This window comes from Lactobacillus sp. WILCCON 0059 (assembly GCF_057197985.1).
This window is the reverse complement of the sequence record NZ_JBUBHN010000001.1, coordinates 1587131-1603535: the sequence shown is the minus strand read 5'-3', so window position 1 is coordinate 1603535 and position 16405 is coordinate 1587131. Positions and strand designations below refer to the sequence as shown.

Annotated in this window: 14 protein-coding genes and 1 other annotated feature; of the genes, 11 read left to right on the top strand and 3 right to left on the bottom strand. The window is 51.7% G+C overall.

Features of this window, described 5'->3' with window-relative positions:
- Positions 1-11: 11 nt before the first annotated feature.
- The 5 genes from rsfS to ACYVUT_RS07485 all read left to right on the top strand — a co-directional run bounded on the left by rsfS (position 12) and on the right by ACYVUT_RS07485 (position 4572).
- The gene (gene rsfS / locus ACYVUT_RS07505) at positions 12-359 is read left to right on the top strand and encodes a ribosome silencing factor (RefSeq protein WP_439775376.1); all 348 of its coding nucleotides are present in this window, start codon (positions 12-14) and stop codon (positions 357-359) included.
- A 3-nt stretch (positions 360-362) separates the two neighbouring features.
- A complete protein-coding gene (locus ACYVUT_RS07500; RefSeq protein ID WP_484501780.1) occupies positions 363-1517 on the top strand; it encodes a nucleotidyltransferase in 1155 nt (384 codons plus the stop codon).
- Positions 1517-2095 (top strand): DUF177 domain-containing protein, encoded by a 579-nt coding sequence (locus tag ACYVUT_RS07495; RefSeq protein ID WP_484501779.1) that lies wholly within the window; start codon positions 1517-1519, stop codon positions 2093-2095. Before ACYVUT_RS07500 ends, ACYVUT_RS07495 begins: the two co-directional genes overlap by 1 nt.
- Positions 2096-2279: 184 nt before the next feature.
- Positions 2280-2993: a response regulator transcription factor gene (locus ACYVUT_RS07490; RefSeq protein WP_050952641.1), complete on the top strand. Its 714-nt coding sequence runs from the start codon at positions 2280-2282 to the stop codon at positions 2991-2993.
- Complete coding sequence (locus ACYVUT_RS07485) at positions 2986-4572, top strand: HAMP domain-containing sensor histidine kinase (RefSeq protein WP_484500492.1); 1587 nt, start codon at positions 2986-2988, stop codon at positions 4570-4572. The genes ACYVUT_RS07490 and ACYVUT_RS07485 overlap by 8 nt, the downstream gene beginning before the upstream one ends.
- A 105-nt stretch (positions 4573-4677) precedes the next feature.
- On the opposite strand, the gene yidC is transcribed toward ACYVUT_RS07485, so the two are convergent.
- Both yidC and ACYVUT_RS07475 read right to left on the bottom strand, forming a co-directional pair.
- Positions 4678-5640, bottom strand: coding sequence for a membrane protein insertase YidC (gene yidC / locus ACYVUT_RS07480; protein ID WP_484500491.1), 963 nt, complete (start codon positions 5638-5640; stop codon positions 4678-4680).
- 33 nt (positions 5641-5673) lie between these two features.
- On the bottom strand, positions 5674-5946 hold the full coding sequence (locus ACYVUT_RS07475; RefSeq protein WP_439775381.1) for an acylphosphatase: 273 nt from the start codon (positions 5944-5946) through the stop codon (positions 5674-5676).
- A 65-nt stretch (positions 5947-6011) separates the two neighbouring features.
- Between ACYVUT_RS07475 and ACYVUT_RS07470 the strand changes: the two genes are divergently transcribed.
- The 5 genes from ACYVUT_RS07470 (at position 6012) to greA (ending at position 11504) form a co-directional block, all read left to right on the top strand.
- Positions 6012-6776: a TrmH family RNA methyltransferase gene (locus ACYVUT_RS07470; protein ID WP_484501778.1), complete on the top strand. Its 765-nt coding sequence runs from the start codon at positions 6012-6014 to the stop codon at positions 6774-6776.
- Between the two features lie 77 nt (positions 6777-6853).
- Positions 6854-7204 carry a winged helix-turn-helix transcriptional regulator gene (locus ACYVUT_RS07465; protein WP_270447644.1) on the top strand — a complete coding sequence of 117 codons (351 nt, stop codon included), beginning with the start codon at positions 6854-6856 and terminating at the stop codon, positions 7202-7204.
- Positions 7205-7246: 42 nt separating this feature from the next.
- Positions 7247-7448 (top strand) — a binding site (T-box leader).
- Positions 7449-7484: 36 nt separating this feature from the next.
- Positions 7485-8534, top strand: coding sequence for a phenylalanine--tRNA ligase subunit alpha (gene pheS / locus ACYVUT_RS07460; protein ID WP_439775383.1), 1050 nt, complete (start codon positions 7485-7487; stop codon positions 8532-8534).
- Positions 8534-10945 (top strand): phenylalanine--tRNA ligase subunit beta, encoded by a 2412-nt coding sequence (gene pheT, locus ACYVUT_RS07455; protein ID WP_484501777.1) that lies wholly within the window; start codon positions 8534-8536, stop codon positions 10943-10945. Before pheS ends, pheT begins: the two co-directional genes overlap by 1 nt.
- 70 nt (positions 10946-11015) lie before the next feature.
- Positions 11016-11504, top strand: a complete 489-nt coding sequence (gene greA / locus ACYVUT_RS07450; RefSeq protein ID WP_439775385.1) for a transcription elongation factor GreA — start codon at positions 11016-11018, stop codon at positions 11502-11504.
- Between the two features lie 52 nt (positions 11505-11556).
- On the opposite strand, the gene ACYVUT_RS07445 is transcribed toward greA, so the two are convergent.
- Positions 11557-14139, bottom strand: a complete 2583-nt coding sequence (locus ACYVUT_RS07445; RefSeq protein ID WP_484501776.1) for a YfhO family protein — start codon at positions 14137-14139, stop codon at positions 11557-11559.
- Positions 14140-14224: 85 nt separating this feature from the next.
- On the opposite strand from ACYVUT_RS07445, the gene ACYVUT_RS07440 reads away from it, so the two are divergent.
- Positions 14225-16339, top strand: coding sequence for a peptidoglycan D,D-transpeptidase FtsI family protein (locus ACYVUT_RS07440; RefSeq protein ID WP_484501775.1), 2115 nt, complete (start codon positions 14225-14227; stop codon positions 16337-16339).
- Positions 16340-16405 lie beyond the last annotated feature (66 nt).

Sequence of the window (16405 nt, the reverse complement as noted above, 5' to 3'; positions counted from 1 at the left end):
AGGAGAAAAATTTGAAGAGCGAAGAATTACTTGACTTAGTTTTAAACGCAATCAGCGAACGGCACGGGGAAGACACCGAAGCCTACGACATGCGCGGCATCAGCATCCTGGCTGACTACTTCGTGGCCACCAGCGCCACTTCCAGCCGTCAGCTGCACGCCATTGCCAACAGCATCATCGAAGCCTGCCACGAAGCTGGCTTTTACGACTACCGAGTTGAAGGCAACCATGACTCAGAATGGCTCCTGGTTGACTTGGGCGACGTCGTGGTCAACATCTTTTCAGAAGATGCCCGGGCCTTCTACAACCTGGAAAAGCTCTGGGCTGACGGCAAGCGCGTGGAACTTGAGGAAGACTAGGCAATGAGCGTTGTCGGGATTGTTGCTGAATATAACCCTTTCCACAGCGGTCATGAATTCTTGATGACCCAGGCCCGCTTGATCGCTGGCGATGACCCCATTATCGCGGTCATGTCCGGCAATTACGTCCAGCGTGGGGAAATGGCTATTCTGGACAAGTGGTCGAGGGCCCGCAGCGCCATTGAGGCCGGGGCTGATCTGGTTTTTGAATTGCCATTTTCCTATGCAGTTCAAGCAGCTGACATGTTCGCTACCGGCGGGGTCGACCTTTTGACCCGCTTGGGGGCCAAGAACCTGGTCTTTGGGGTTGAAGACGCCAACTTGAACTTTGAATATTTCGGCGACCGGATCTCCAAGATCCCCCGGCAAAGGCAGGAATTCGCTGATTACAGCCAGACTTATTCCACCCAGTACAACCAGATGGTGGCCCGGGAAGTTGGCCATGAAGTCAGCGAGCCCAACGCGATTTTGGGCCTGGCCTATGCCGTGGCCAATGCCAATCTTGGCTCACCGTTAAAGCTCAGCCCGGTCAACCGGGTAGGGGCCGGCCATGACGATATCTTGCAAAGAGAAGCAGCCGTCCAAAGCGCCAGCGCTATCCGCAACCTCCTTTTAAACGGGGCAGAGCGGGAGGAATTGGAGCAGTGGCTGCCGAAAGGGGAAATCGCTGTTTTTGACCAGGAAAAGGTCCTGCCTAACTGGGAACTGCTCTTCCCATTTCTGAAATACCGGCTGGAATCAGCTTCAATCAAGGAATTGCAGCAGATCTATCAGATGAGCGAAGGCCTGGAATATAAGTTCAAGGCGGAAATCCACCTGGCTGAAAACTTCGCTGATTTCCTCCGCCGGGTCAAGTCCAAGCGCTACACCTATTCAAGGTTAAGAAGATTGAGTCTCTACACCTTGCTGAACGTGACTGAAGCAGATGTCTTAAACAGCTACGACCATGTTTCCACCATGCTTTTGGCCTACAGCAAGCGGGGGCGGAAGTATTTGAAGCAGCAGCGGAAAGACTTTGCAGTCGACATCGTTTCCAAGGTGGACCGCAAGAATGCCCAAGAAGGGACCCTGGGCCTGCAGGTCAGGGTTGACCGCTTATTTGAACAGATTGTTGGCGCTGACCAGAACTTTGGCCGGCGGCCACTCGAGGTAAATTAATGCTAGAACTTTCATTTTTCCAAATCAAGAACAGCCGGGAGCCTTTGACCCAGATCTCAGCTGATTTGACTTTTGCCGACGGCTTTTACGAGCGGGCCAAGGACCTGGTCTATGAGGTCAACAGCGCCCACGTGGAAGGGCAGCTCTTTTATGACGAACCCTTCGTGACTGGCAATTTCCAAGTGGAAGCCGACCTCCTGGTTCCGTCATCCCGCAGCCTGGAGGCAGTGCCTTTAAAGCAGAAATTCAGCTTTGTGGAAAATTATTCCGACCATGAACCGACCCAGGAAGAAAAGGAACTGGGCTTGATGATTATTCCGCTGGACGATGACCGCATTGACGTGCAAACGGCCGTGGAAGACAACATGCTCTTGAACATTCCAAGCACGGTTTTGACCAAGGAAGAAGCTGAGGAAGACCTTTACCCAGAAGGCCAGGGCTGGGAAGTCATGTCTGAACAGGACTTTGCCGGCCAGAAGAAGGACCAGGTCAACCCGGCCTTCGCTCAGCTGCAGGGCCTTTTGGACAAGATGCAAGCTGAAGAAGACAAGAATAAAGCAGAAGATGAAGAAAAATAAAAACATTCTTCAGTAAAACAGGTCTTTTTCCAGAGAAAATTCATCTGGCAAGGGACTTGTTTTTTTGAGGACTTGTTAAAAAGCTGATTTTGGGCTATCCTAGAATTATTAAAATATACTTTAAGATTATACTTGGATTCAGCAGACCCAAAAATTAATCAGTAGGACGTGAGGGGATAAAAACATGCCGAAAATTTTAATTGTTGAAGACGAAAAGAACCTGGCTCGTTTCGTCGAACTCGAACTCCAGCACGAAGGTTATGAGACCGTAGTGGAAAACAACGGCCGCAAGGCTTTGGACCGTGCTTTGAGTGAAGACTTTGACGCGATCTTGCTGGACTTGATGCTGCCAGACTTGAATGGTTTGGAAATTGCCCGCCGTGTGCGGCAGAGCAAGACCACGCCAATCATCATGATGACTGCCCGCGACTCCGTAATTGACCGGGTATCAGGCTTGGACCACGGGGCTGACGACTACATCGTCAAGCCATTTGCCATTGAAGAACTGCTGGCCCGCCTGCGTGCTGTCTTGCGCCGGGTCAAGATTGAAAAGGATGCTTCAAAGGACAAGCTGCCTCGGCAAAAGGTGGTCAAGTTCAAGGACTTGACCATCGAAACCGCCAACCGGATCGTTCACCGGGGCGACGGCAAGACTGTTGACTTGACTAAGCGGGAATACAACCTGCTCATGACCTTGATCGAAAACAAGAACAATGTTGTTGGCAGAGACCAGCTCTTGAACAAGATCTGGGGGCCGGAATCAAACATCGAAACCAATGTTGTCGAAGTTTACGTCCGTTACCTCCGCAACAAGATCGACATCCCTGGCCAGCCATCTTACATCAAGACGGTGCGCGGAACCGGCTACATGGTAAGAGACGAGGACGACAATGCATAAGCAAAGCGCCAGCGGCAAGAAGGAGACCAGGCACGTTTCACTGATCGTGAGATGGGTCAGCATCGTCGCCATGACGATCACGGTCTCCTTTCTTGTTTTCTCAGCTGTCGTCTACAATACGGTCAAGCAGGAAGCCCTAAGCCAGCAGAAAGATACTTCCAATGAAGTCGTCAACATCCTCCGCAAGCGCTTGGTGGGCATCGATGATGAACTGGAAATCACCAACGTGGTCCAGCAATTGTCGCCCAATACCAGACGGATCTTGAAGGGCGGGCCGGCTTTGTCAGAAAATGACAGCAACAACAGCAGCGTTTTTGGCGACACGGTCTTAAGTACCGTGACCAACCCTGACGTGACCGTGGCGATCTACAATCTCCGCAATGAGATCGTCTTTCATAACGGCGACAGCGCTCCTAAATTGGTCAAATTCACCAGTGAAAGCAAGAGCGTGGTCAAGGAAGACAAGAAGGGGCAAAGCTCCCTGTATGTCTACCGGAAGGTCAGAAACCGGACGACTCATAAATTGACCGGCTACATTGTCGTCAAGAACCAGATGACCGGCTACAACCGCTTGATTACCCGGACTCTGCGGGCTATGCTCTGGCTCTCAATTCTGGGGGTCAGTCTGGCCATCGTCGTTTCCTACCTGGTTGTCCGCAGCGTTGTCAGACCGATCAAGAAAATGTCCAAGGTGGCCAGGGAAGTTAACGCTGACCCCAACAGCACGGCCAGAATTCCTGAGCTGCACAGAAACGACGAACTGGAAGAACTTGCCCTGTCTTTCAATATGATGCTGGACCGGATGCAAAAGTATATCGAACAGCAGAAGCAGTTCGTCTCTGACGTCTCCCACGAATTGAGGACGCCTGTGGCGGTCATTGAGGGCCATCTGAGCATGCTTAAGCGCTGGGGCAAGGATGATCCCCAGGTCCTGGAAGAATCCATTGACGCCTCGATTTCGGAGGCTGAGCGGATGAAGCACTTGATTCAGGAAATGCTGGATCTGACCCGGGCTGAGCAGATCAGCGTCCACTACCCGAATGCCATTGCTGAGCCGATGGAAGTTTTGACTCGGGTAGTCGGGGACATGGGCATGGTTCACCCGGACTTCAAGATTTCTTTGGAAGTTGAGGACCTGGACCCGGATACCAAGATTCAGATTTACCAGGGGCACCTGGAGCAGATCTTGATCATCTTGATCGACAACGGGATCAAGTACTCAACTGACCGCAAGGAAATCTCTGTGGCTGCCGGCCAGTCCGGCCAGGAAATGCAGATCGTGGTCCAAGACTACGGCGAAGGGATTTCCGATGAGGACAAGAAGAAAATCTTCAACCGCTTCTACCGGGTCGACAAGGCCAGAACCCGGGAAAAGGGCGGCAACGGCCTGGGCCTGTCAATTGCCCAGAAGCTGGTGGAATCCTACCACGGCACTATCGACGTTGAATCAGTCTTAGGCCAGGGGAGCCAGTTCAGAATCACCTTCCCGGTCTTGACTGACGAAGAAGTCAAGCAGTTAGAAAGCCGGCAGCAAAAGCAGGCTGAAACTGAGAGTCCGAAAAAAGATCCGACAATTTAACATTCAGAGCAAAATAAAAGCCGCTGTTCAGCGGCTTTTATTTTTGTTCTGTTCTGTTTTGTTTATTTTTTCTTTTTTGTTTTTATTTGTTTTTTCTTTGGAAGATTACTTCCGCTTCTGCTTGCCCTGGTTGCGCTTGCGCAGGTCGCCGGACTTCGGCTGGCTGGCAGGCTTCTTTTCAGCAGCTGGCTTTAAGATCTGGTCGATCTTGGCTTGAGTAACGACTTCCACGATCGGGCTGTCTTCCAGTTCCTTGGAAACCCGCTTCTTGGCCCGCGGCTGCACGATGAAGGTGGTGATCAGCTGCTGGATGACCATGACCAGGTTGCCGACTGCCCAGTAAAGAGCCAGGGCGCCGGAGAAGGACATGGAGAAGAAGAAAGTCATGATCGGGTTCATCAGCATGGTGGCCTGCATGGTCTTCTTTTGTTCTTCAGGGATGCCGATCATGGCCACGTAGCTTTGAATCAAGGCAAAAACAGTGGCGATGATGGCCAAGACCATGGACTTGCTGGACAGAGAGATGCCGAAGAAGGTGGACTTGGCCAAGGTGCTTGAGTAAGCCACGGCCTGGTAGATCCCGATCATGATCGGCATTTGAATCAAGAGGGGCAGGCAGCCCATTCCGCCAGTCATGGAGACATTGTTCTTAGAGTAGATTTCTCTTTGCAGACCACTCAAGGCCAGCTGCTGGTCAGGAGTCATGCCCGGGGTCTTCATGGCCTTTTGCAAAAGCTGCATCTGTGGCTGCAGGCGATGCATTTTTTCTTGCTGCATGGTTGCCTTGTGCTGCTGGTTGATCATCAGCGGCATCAAGATCACTCTGACGACCAAAGTGATGATGACAATAGCCCAGCCGGCCCCGCTGGCCCCGCCAATGGCGTGGGCGATGTTGACGGTGATATGCTGCAAAGGCAGGCCGATCCACTCATAGATCCAGTAGTAAGGACCACTGGTTGGTGCCTTCAAGCTGCCGTTCTTGCTGGTCTGGCTGGCGCAGGCCGTAAGAAAAAGCGGCAAGAGCGCCAGCAGACTGACTGGTAACAAACGTTTTTTGATTTTTTTCATTGATTAGTTTCTCTCCAAATTTTTAGGATCTGACTAATATAATACATGAAAAGAATGCATTTGTTCCATTTCAGGCAGAACTTTTGTGTCCAAACGGTAAATTTTCGCGTAAGGAGCGGCGTCTGGCAGCGCAGCTTTAAACTTGACCAGGTCAGTTGGCGTACCTTGAATGACGATGGTGACCGTCCCGTCGGGGTTGTTCTTGGCGGTGCCGGCCAGGCCCATCTTCTGGGCCAGCATCTGCACGCACCAGCGGAAGCCTACCCCTTGGACGACCCCATGTGCTAATAGTTCCCATGTTTGCATTTCTCTTACCTTCTTTATTTTTTGCAAAAAATCATTAAAATAGTATTTCTAAGGAGTATTTTATCATGCAAGAAAGAACATCTGTCAACAATCCGCAAATTAAGGCCATCGGCAAGCTGAACCAGAAGAAATACCGCGAAGAAAGCGGCTATTACCTGATCGAAGGCTTCCACCTGGTCGAAGAAGCTTTAAAAGCAAAAGTTAAGTACCGGGAAATTCTGGCTACTGAAGAGGCACTCAGCCGCTTGGAGCAACTGGGCCTGGCTTATGATGAAGATAAGCTGATCAAGATCAGCCAAAGCGTGGCCAGCCATCTCAGCAGCACCAAGAATTCCCAGGACATCTTCTTGACCGTCAAGATCAACCAGCCAGATAACTTTGATTTCAGCTACGGCAAGTGGGTCCTTTTAGATGACCTGGCTGACCCGGGCAATGTCGGCACCATCATCCGGACCGCTGACGCGGCCGGCTTTGACGGGGTGATCCTGTCAAACAAGACGGTTGACCTCTACAATCCTAAGGTGCAGCGGTCTATGCAGGGGAGCCAGTTCCACTTGAACTTGATCAAGGCTGACCTGGCAGAAGCCATTGCCAGCTTGAAGGCCGCTGACATCCCGGTTTATGCCAGTCTCTTGGACCCTTCCGCTAAACAATTGGGCGATTTTGCCCCAGTAGCCCAGGTCGCCTTGATCATTGGCAATGAGGCCCATGGGGTAAGTCCGGAAATCGCGGCACTGGCTGATGAGAAGCTTTACATCCCGATCAAGGGCCGGGCTGAGTCCTTGAACGCCGCTGTTGCCGCCGGGATCATGATCTATCATTTCAGCTAAAAAACGTTTCGCTTGTTTTTCGTAAGTAAAGTATGATTAAATAGATAACATGGAAACTAATTTGAGGAGGATTCTCTATGACAGAATTAGCCGAACAGGACGCGCCATGCTGTAAAAATGCTGAAAACTACGAAATGTGCGCCCGCTTCGTCAAGGCCTTTGAAATCATCGGCAAGAAGTGGAACGGCTTGATTATCAGCTCCTTGTGCGACACTAAGGCCATGCGCTTCAGAGACCTGGCCCACGCGGTTGGTGCCTGCTCAGACCGGGTTTTGGTTGAACGCTTGCGGGAGCTGGAAGCTGACGGAATTGTCAAGCGGTCCAAGGATGAAGAAAAGAAGATCGTCCTTTACACTTTGACGCCAAAAGGAGCCGAATTAAAGCCGGTCTTTAACCAGGTGCACATCTGGGCTGACAAGTGGGCGTAAAAAACAGCTTGCATTTAAGCCAGTTTTAGCCTATGATTTTAATTAATTACTAAGAACAAGACTAGTAGCAAGACTGATCTTTGACAGGGAGGTTTCTTGGCAACTGAAAGGAAACCAAAGAGCAGCTTGTGAATTTCATCTTGCGAGTAGGATCTAATCAATTCCGGCTGCCACCGTTATCGGTATAGAGCGCAGGCCTTTTTAGGCCTGAACTAGGGTGGTACCGCGAAGCTTCGTCCCTTTTGGGGGCGGAGCTTTTTTTGTTGAAAGGAATAAGTAAATGGATTTATTTGATCGATTGAAGGCTCTGCGTGAGCAGGGGCTTGCTGAAATCAAGGAAGCAGAAAGCGAAAAGAGCCTGAATGACGTCCGGGTCAAGCTGGTCGGCAAGAAGGGTGAACTGACGGAAATCCTTCACCAGATGAAGGACGTTGCTCCGGAAAAGCGGCGGGAAGTTGGCCAGAAGGTCAACGAACTCCGGGACCTCTTCAATGAAAACTTGGCCAGTGCCAAGGATGAATTGATCGAAAAGGCCATTGAGGCCCGCCTGGAAGCTGAAAAGATCGACGTGACCCTGCCAGGGCGCAGAAAGCACGTCGGCTCCAAGCACCCGATCAGAATCATTCAAGACGACCTGGAACGCTTCTTCATCGGCATGGGCTACCAAGTCGTTCAGGGGCCGGAAATCGAAAGCGAACACTACAACTTTGAAATGCTGAACCTGCCTAAGGACCACCCGGCCCGGGACATGCAGGCTACTTTCTACGTTGACGCTGACCACCTGCTGCGGAGCCAGACTTCACCAGTCCAAGCCCGGACTATGGAAAAGCATGACTTTGACAAGGGGGACCTCAAGATGATCTCCCCAGGCAAGGTTTACAGAAGAGACGATGACGACGCCACCCACTCCCACCAGTTCATGCAGATGGAAGGGCTGGTTGTCGGCAAGAACATCTCCTTGAGCGACCTTAAGGGGACCTTGGAACTGGTTGCCAAGCACGAATTCGGCCAGGACCGGGAAACCCGCCTGCGGCCAAGCTACTTCCCATTTACCGAACCTTCAGTTGAAATGGATGTTTCCTGCTTTGAATGCGGGGGCAAGGGCTGCGCGATCTGCAAGAACACTGGCTGGATCGAAGTTCTGGGTGCCGGGATCGTTCACCCGAATGTTCTCTCCGCTGCCGGGATTGACCCAACTGTCTACTCCGGCTTTGCCTTTGGCCTGGGCCTGGACCGGTTCGCCATCTTGAAGTATGGCATTGACGACATCCGCGACTTTTACAGTGACGACGTGCGCTTCTTGCAACAATTCCGTCAGGAGGAAGATTAATGTTAGTTTCTTACAATTGGTTGAAAGATTTCTTGAACATGGACGGCGTAGATCCTTACGCCTTGGCTGAAAAACTGACCCGGTCCGGGGTCGAAATAGCCTCAACGGTTCACCCGGAAGACGGCTTGAGCAAGCTGGTCGTGGGCCACATTTTGACCTGCGAAAAGATCGAAGGGACCCACTTAAACAAGACCACGGTTGACGTCGGTGAAGACGAAGCCCGCCAGATCGTCTGCGGGGCGCCTAACGTGGCAGCTGGCCAGGACGTGATCGTGGCGCTGCCAGGTGCGCATTTGCCAGGCGGGATCAAGATCAAGAAGGGCAAGCTGCGCGGGGTTGAATCAAATGGGATGATCTGCGGCCTGCAGGAACTTGGCTTCAGCGACTCAGTTGTTCCGCCGAAGTACGCTGACGGCATCTGGGTCTTCCATGATCCGGACCTTAAGCCGGGTGACTCTGTCTTTGAAGCTTTGGGGATGGACGACTATGTTTTGGACTTCGACATTACGCCAAACCGGGCTGACACTTCCTCAATGGAAGGGGCAGCTTACGAAGTCGGTGCCTTGATCGACCAGAAGCCAAAGATCGAAGACGTTGTCCTCAAAGAAGACGGGGCAGATTGGACTGGCGACTTTACTGCCGTTGCCGATGAAAAGATCGCTCCGAAGTACTACTTGAGAAAGCTGACCGGGGTCAAGATTGCTGAAAGTCCCCTTTGGCTGCAGGCCCGCTTGTGGAATGCCGGCATCCGCCCAATCAACAACGTGGTCGACGCTACCAACTATGTCATGCTTTTGACTGGTCAGCCGATGCACGCATACGACGCCAAGCTTTTTGACAAGACCAAGAAGATCGAGGTCCGCCTGGCCAAGGAAGGCGAAAAGCTGCAGCTCTTGAATGAAAAAGAAATCGACCTGGACCCGCAGGACATCGTGATCACTGACGGTGAACAAGCAGTCGGCCTTGCCGGCGTGATGGGCGGCTTGAACAGTGAAGTAACTGAAGAAACCACTGACGTGATCTTGGAAGCTGCTGTCTTTGACCCAGCTCTTACCAGAAAGGCGGCTCTGCGGCACGACAACCGGACTGACGCTTCAGCCCTCTTTGAAAAGGGAATCAACTGGGACAACACCCAAAAGGCCCTGGACGCCTGCGCTCTTATCTTGCGGGCTAATGCCGGCGCTACTGTCTTAGCTGGTGAAATCAAGGCCAGCGACCAGGACAAGGAGCCAGTTGTCATCACCACTACTGCCTCCCGGACCAACAAGATCCTGGGCACTGACCTGTCTATGGACGAAATCGTCAAGATCCTGGGCAAGCTGAACTTCCCAGTTGAAGTAAAGGGCGACGAATACACGGTAACTGTGCCAAACCGCCGCTGGGATATCTTCATTGACTCTGACATCTTTGAAGAAGTTGGCCGGATTTACGGCTATGACAATATCAAGTCCACCCACCCAGCTACTGGTGAACTGACTGGCGGCTACGCTGCTGATGAAGTCAAGGTCCGTCACTTGCGTCAATTGCTTGAAGGTCAGGGCCTCAGTGAAACGATCAACTACTCCTTGACTTCTGAAGAAATGGCCACGACTTTTGTCAAAAAGGCCCTGGCTCCAGTCAAGGTCAACTGGCCGCTGAACTCATCCAGAACCACCATGCGGCAAAACTTGATCTGCGGCCTTTTGGACACGGTTGCCTACAACTTTGCCCGCAAGCAGACTGAGCTGCAGCTCTTTGAAAACGGCCGCGTCTACGACATGGAAGGCGGCGACTACCACGAACACGAACACCTGGCAGCTGCTTACGTCGGCCTGGCCGGGGAAAGCAACTGGCAGCACAAGGACGAAGTAGTTGACTTCTACTATGTCAAGGGACAGCTGGAAGACGTATTTGAAATGATCGGCGTCAAGGACGTGGAATACCGGGCAGAGTCAATCAAGGGGATGCACCCGACCAGAACGGCTGGCATCTACGTAAATGATGAATACATCGGTTTGATCGGCCAAATCGCCCCAGTTTTGACCATGACTGACAAGAACTTCGCCGGCAAGGAAATCTACGTTTACGAACTGAACCTGGATGCCTTGCTGCCTTTGATGGCTAAGGGCGTCAAGTCCAAGCCGGCTCCGAAGTACCCAGCCGTTCAGCGGGACCTGTCCATCCTGGTTGACGAAGACGTCACTAACGCCCAAGTTGAAAGCTGCATCAAGGAAAATGCCGGCAAGTACCTGGTCAGCGTTGAAGTCATCGACGTCTACCAAGGCGCCCGCCTGCCAAACGGCAAGAAGAGCCTGGCCTACCGCTTGACCTTCTTAAACGAAGCCGAAACCTTGACTGACGCGGTTGTAACTAAGGCAACTGACGATGTGCAAGCTGCTTTGGAAGAAAAATTAGCAGCAAACATCCGTTAATGGTTGACTTTCGTGGAATTAAACTCTAATATTTAACATTGCATAATGCGTTAAATAAAGGAGAATCAAAATGCCTGAAAAAACCTATGAAATGACTGCCGAAGGCAAGAAGCAGCTGGAAGAAGAACTGCAAAACCTTAAGTTCGTCAAGCGGCCGCAAATCGTTGAACGTTTGAAGATTGCCCGTTCTTACGGGGACTTGTCTGAAAACTCAGAATACGATGCAGCTAAGGATGAACAAATGCGGCTGGAAGAAAGAATCGATGCCGTCAGCGAACAACTGAAGTACGCTGTCGTTGTCGACACTGATGCCGTTGATCCCGACGAAGTAAGTATCGGCAAGACCGTTACGGTTACTGAAGTCGGCGAAGATGAACCGGAAACTTACGAAATCGTGGGGAGCAGCCAGTCTGACCCATTCCACGGCAAGGTTTCCAACGAATCTCCGATCGGCAAGGCCCTGCTTGGCCACAAGAAGGGTGAAACGGTCAAGATCAACGTTGACTCAGCCAATGTCAGCTACGATGTCGTAATCAACGACGTTAAGACGAGCGACTAAAAAGGCGCTGTCCACACGGACAGCACCTTTTTTTGCGCTCTATTTTACTGTTTTAAATTCGCTGCTTCTTTTTCAAAAGCAGGTAGACAGCTAAAGTTATCAGGCTGATCAAGCTGCCGGCAATGAGGCTGACCGGCAAATAGATCAGGGTCAGCTTGTGCTTGCCCCCCTTTAAGTTAAAGGCCAGGAGGCTGGAAGCATATTTGCTGGTCTTGACCCGCTTGCCATTGTCATAGACCAGCCAGTTCTTGGAATAAGGAATGGTCGTGATCCAGAGCTTCTTTTGGCTCTTGAAGGCCTGGCTGGAAATTTTCAAGCCAGTCTGCTTTAACTTAAGTTCTGGCTCTTTCAGCTGTTTGATCCCGGCCTTGAAGGCGGAATTGTTGAAGTGCCAGAAGAGAAGACCAGTTAAGTCCAGGGTCGAATTGGTCAGGTTGAAAGTGACCTTGATCCTGGTCTTTTTGTTTCCGCTGGCAACGTTGACCAGGCGGATCTGCCCATCCCGGCTTTCATAGTCATAAAAGATATCATTGACGCTCAAGCTGGAGGTCTTGAAGTCAAAGCCATCTGGGAGCTGCAGGTAGTAAGAGTCATCGTTTTTTGGCGTCAAGATGAAGGTGACGGAAGCCGGCTTGGCTGAGTTAGCTTTTTTAAAGACCAGAGGGTTGGACTGGTTGACCTTTAAGTTGGTCAGCTTGATCTGGCTCTTGACCTTGCTGAAAAGCTGGCCGGACAGGCCCAGGCTTTCCCAGAGCTTCTGCTGGTTGTAAACTGGGTCATTGTCCAGGAACTTGACCTGCTTCTGCTGGCTTTGGCTGGCAAAAATGAGTGGCAGGGCCTGCTTGTTTTCCAAAATGCTAAGCTGCTTGAACTGCTTTTTCGGATAATAGCTGTTTAGATCTGCCCGGTGGTTCAAATTGTCATATGGCATCCGCTGGGCAGCTGAGACGCCGTCATAAGAATAATTCGGCTCCAGGTAGTATTTGACCCCCAGGAAGGCATCAGTCAAGAGCGTCCCGCCCTGGTTGGTGTAAGAGTTGCTGTTGTGGACATAGCCCAAGCGGCTGAGCAGGTTGGAAGTGCTGGAGTTGCTGATGGAGTTGAAGGTCGTCACCCCGTAGTAATTGCCGGTGAAGGGGTCGTCATCAGACCGGCTGAAACTCTTTTCCGTTCTGTAGAGGCTGGAATCGGTCTTGGCCAGGTAGCTGGTCGCCTGGTTGACGTTGGCTTCAAACTTGGCATAGTTCTTGTTTTCCTGGTAGGAAATCGCGTTTAATGAAAAAATCAAGTTGACCGTGACTTCAGAAACTACCAAAAGCAGGGCATAGTGGCCGGCCAGGTAGTGCTGGCCATAGATAAAGAGAATAAAGAGCAGGCCGGCCAATAGAAAGAGGCCGGTCGCGATCTGCCCGTCTTGCCGGATAAATTCCAGCTTGTCAGGATCGATGGCCAGGTAAATGGAGACGCTGGCTCCTAAAAGGGCCGCCAGGATTTTCTGCTTGAGGTTGAAGACGGGCTCCCTGTCCATATTTTCCAGGGCCAGGTTCAAGGCATAGAAGGAGACCAGGAAGCTGAAGCGGGCCGGGTACCAAACCGGGAATTGGCCCAAGTGCCAGATCAAAACCAGGGGGGTAAAGGACAAAGACAAGACCAGGAAGGCCAAAAGCAGGCCTCGGGTCAATTTTTCCCGCTTGCTGAACTTGGCATTAAAGATAAAGAGCAGGGCCAAAAGGGCAAAGCAGGAGGAGATGAAGATGTTGGGCAGACCGTCCGACATTTCATGGAAGCTGTAGGCCCCGTCGATTAATTTGGCAACCAGCTGATAGGGCGGGAACTGGAAGTTCAGCTTCCAGCTGATATCGGCATCGGTTTTGCCGGCTAAAAGCTCCAAAAAAGTCGGCCAGAGGCTGACCCCGGCCAGGCAGGAGCCAAAGAAGCTGGCCTTGAAGTAGGTCCAAAAGCGGACTTTCCGCTCACTGTTTGTGGCCAGACCCACCAGCAGGTAGAGCAAGCCAAAAAGCAGGGTCATGTAGCCGGTATAGAAGTTGGTCAGCCAGAGCAGGAAGGTGACCAGGACCAGGTGATTTTTCTCCCCGGCCAAAAGGCGGTCAATGGCTTCTTGCAGCCAGGGCAAAAGGACCAGGCTGTCCAGCCACATCAAGTTTAGGTTGTTGGCAACGACAAAGCCGCAGAGGGCAAAGGCCAGGCTGGCAGCCAGAACGTATTCCTTGGCCAGCTTGTACTTCTTTCCCCAGACCAGGTAGCTGGACAGGCCGATGGCCCCGATCTTGCAGGAGATGACCAAAAGGATCCCTTGAGGCAGGAACTTTTGCGGGAAAAAGAGCAAGAGCAGGTTGAAGGGACTGAGCAGATAATAGCTGTCCGTCCCCAGCATCGAGCCCCCCAGGCCGCTGGCAAAGCTGTAGATCAATTTGCTTGGGTCCTTAAAGAGCTTTTGCTGGTAGTAGGCCAGGAAGTCAACATACTGCTGGCCCAGGTCAACGGTCAGGATATTGCCTTTCTTAGAGATGAAGTAGCCGGCGAAGATAAGGGCCGGCAGGGCGAAGGCCAGGCAGGCATAGAGCTGCTTAAGGCCGAATTTTTGGAAAAAACGTTTTATTTTGGATATGTACATTAAGAATTAGCTAACTCCTCTTCTGAATGATAGAATTGCACAGGTCTTTTTGCTAAAATTACTTGTTAGTGAGGATGGTTTTATCGTGAGTTATTTTAGAAAGAATAGCGGAACTGGCAACAGTAGTCAAACCGCAAACACCCCTCTCAGAATGAAGATTCTGGTCGGGGTCATCGTAATTTTGTTCGCGGCCTTAATTGGCCAATTAGCATACTTGCAGCTCTTTTACGGTTCGCGCTTTTCCGCGGAGGTCAATGCCACCGACGAAAACACCATGACCAAGTCTGTTCCCCGGGGGGTCATGTACGACTCCCAGGGCCGGATCCTGGTCGGCAACAAGGCTGAAAACGCGATTACTTACATGCGCAGCCTGTCAGCGACTTCCAAAGAGATGTACAAGGTTGCTAATACCCTTAGTAATTATATAAAAATTACCGACGAAAAGCCGACAAAAAGACAAATTGCCGATTATTACCTGGCTGATGAAAGCCGGGCCAAGAAGGTTTTGGCTGCTTTGCCGAAGTCCCAGAAGAAGTCTAGCCTGTCAACTTCAGAGATCAACGACAATGAAGTGGCTTATGTTGAAAATACCCTTAAGCCAAGCTTGACCAGCAAGCAAAAGACGGCGGCTGTCTTGTACAACAAGATGTCGGGGGCTACGACTTTGTCGACGATCAACTTGAAGAGCAGTGGGCTCAGCAACAAGGAAATCGCCCAGGTCGGCGAGCACCTGTCCTCCATGCCGGGGGTCGGGATCGGGACCGACTGGAACCGTTACTACCCGAACGGGTCTTCAATCAAGAGTATCATCGGGTCAGTCTCCACGACCAAGACCGGTTTGCCGAGCGACAACCTGCAATACTACCTGGTCAACGGCTATTCCAGAAACGATCGGGTTGGGACTTCCTACCTGGAAAAGGAATATGAAGCCCTCTTGAAGGGGACCAAGGCCAGCTACAAGGTTACCAGCAACTCCAGCAACGAGATCACCAAGACCAAGCAGGTTTACAAGGGCCAGTCTGGGGCCAGCTTGAAGTTGACGATTGACGCCAAGTACCAGGCAGCCGTAACCAAGGCCCTCAAGCAGCAGTTTAACTCAGCCTTGAGCGCCGGGGCAGCCAGCCTGTCCAGCGGTGCCTACGCGATCGCCATGAACCCGAATACCGGGGCTATCCTGGCCATGTCCGGGATCAGCTATGACCCGTCAACTGGCAAGATTTCTGACAACGCCCTGGGCAACATCAACCAGTCCTTCGTTATGGGGTCTGTTGTCAAGGGGGCCCAGGTGGCCGGGGGCTTGATCAACAAGGTCATCACTCCAACCAACAACACCCTGCCGGACACGGCCATCTATCTGCCGGGTTCTCCGGTCAAGAAGTCCGTTTACCCGACAGGGACCTTCAGCTCCTTGACGGCGGCCAGCGCCCTGGAAGTATCTTCCAACATCTACATGATGCAGCTGACCCTGCGCTGGGTGAAGGCCAGCTATGTGGCCAAACAGTACATTCACATGCCGCAGACAGCCTTTGAGACCTTGAGAAACAACTTTGCCATGTTTGGCCTGGGGCAAAAGACCGGGGTTGACCTGCCGGGTGAAAGCTCGGGTATCCAGGGGGCGTCAACTGACTCCAACGGGATTATCCTGTCCGGGTCAGTGCTTGACGAATCCTACGGGAACTACGACGCTTACACCCCAATTCAGCTGGTTCAGTACATTTCAACGATTGCCAACGGGGGCTACCGGATGCAGCCATACGTTGTCCAGTCTATCGGCCGCACCAGCAGCGATGGCAAGCATTTCTATGCTTACTACAACAAGAAGCCGACCGTCCAGTTCAAGATCCCTTGGACAACTGATGAATTAGCCGTCATCAAGCAGGGGCTCTACCAGGTTGTCCATGGGTCAAATGCCTGGGGGACGGCCCATGCGTTGAAGAACGTCAAACCGTCGATTTCGGCCAAGACCGGTACGGCCCAGACTTTCTACTACAACACCAAGACCAAGAAGTCGACAGACACTGAACTGATCAACGAAACCATGGTCGGCTGGGCTTCTTCCAACAATCCGCAGATTGCCTTCGCGATTGTTTTTGCCGGCATCGATCCGGACAAGGAAGGCAGCTACAACAAGAACATGGCCAAGGCGATGGTGACGACTTACTACAAGATGCATAAAGGGAAGTTTTCAAGCACAAATTAACAGTTAATTTACTGAGATAACTTGCTCTTTGCCCTTGAAAATGTTATGATTGTACAGTCAGATATT

What these genes read in the sequence shown, in the direction of transcription:
- ACYVUT_RS07500 (WP_484501780.1), top strand. Translation starts at nt 363, where the DNA reads ATGAGCGTTGTCGGGATTGTTGCTGAATATAACCCTTTCCACAGCGGT.
- pheS (WP_439775383.1), top strand. Translation starts at nt 7,485, where the DNA reads ATGGATTTATTTGATCGATTGAAGGCTCTGCGTGAGCAGGGGCTTGCT.
- ACYVUT_RS07445 (WP_484501776.1), bottom strand. Translation starts at nt 14,139, where the DNA reads ATGTACATATCCAAAATAAAACGTTTTTTCCAAAAATTCGGCCTTAAG.
- ACYVUT_RS07495 (WP_484501779.1), top strand. Translation starts at nt 1,517, where the DNA reads ATGCTAGAACTTTCATTTTTCCAAATCAAGAACAGCCGGGAGCCTTTG.
- yidC (WP_484500491.1), bottom strand. Translation starts at nt 5,640, where the DNA reads ATGAAAAAAATCAAAAAACGTTTGTTACCAGTCAGTCTGCTGGCGCTC.
- ACYVUT_RS07475 (WP_439775381.1), bottom strand. Translation starts at nt 5,946, where the DNA reads ATGCAAACATGGGAACTATTAGCACATGGGGTCGTCCAAGGGGTAGGC.
- ACYVUT_RS07485 (WP_484500492.1), top strand. Translation starts at nt 2,986, where the DNA reads ATGCATAAGCAAAGCGCCAGCGGCAAGAAGGAGACCAGGCACGTTTCA.
- ACYVUT_RS07470 (WP_484501778.1), top strand. Translation starts at nt 6,012, where the DNA reads ATGCAAGAAAGAACATCTGTCAACAATCCGCAAATTAAGGCCATCGGC.
- ACYVUT_RS07490 (WP_050952641.1), top strand. Translation starts at nt 2,280, where the DNA reads ATGCCGAAAATTTTAATTGTTGAAGACGAAAAGAACCTGGCTCGTTTC.
- ACYVUT_RS07465 (WP_270447644.1), top strand. Translation starts at nt 6,854, where the DNA reads ATGACAGAATTAGCCGAACAGGACGCGCCATGCTGTAAAAATGCTGAA.
- greA (WP_439775385.1), top strand. Translation starts at nt 11,016, where the DNA reads ATGCCTGAAAAAACCTATGAAATGACTGCCGAAGGCAAGAAGCAGCTG.
- pheT (WP_484501777.1), top strand. Translation starts at nt 8,534, where the DNA reads ATGTTAGTTTCTTACAATTGGTTGAAAGATTTCTTGAACATGGACGGC.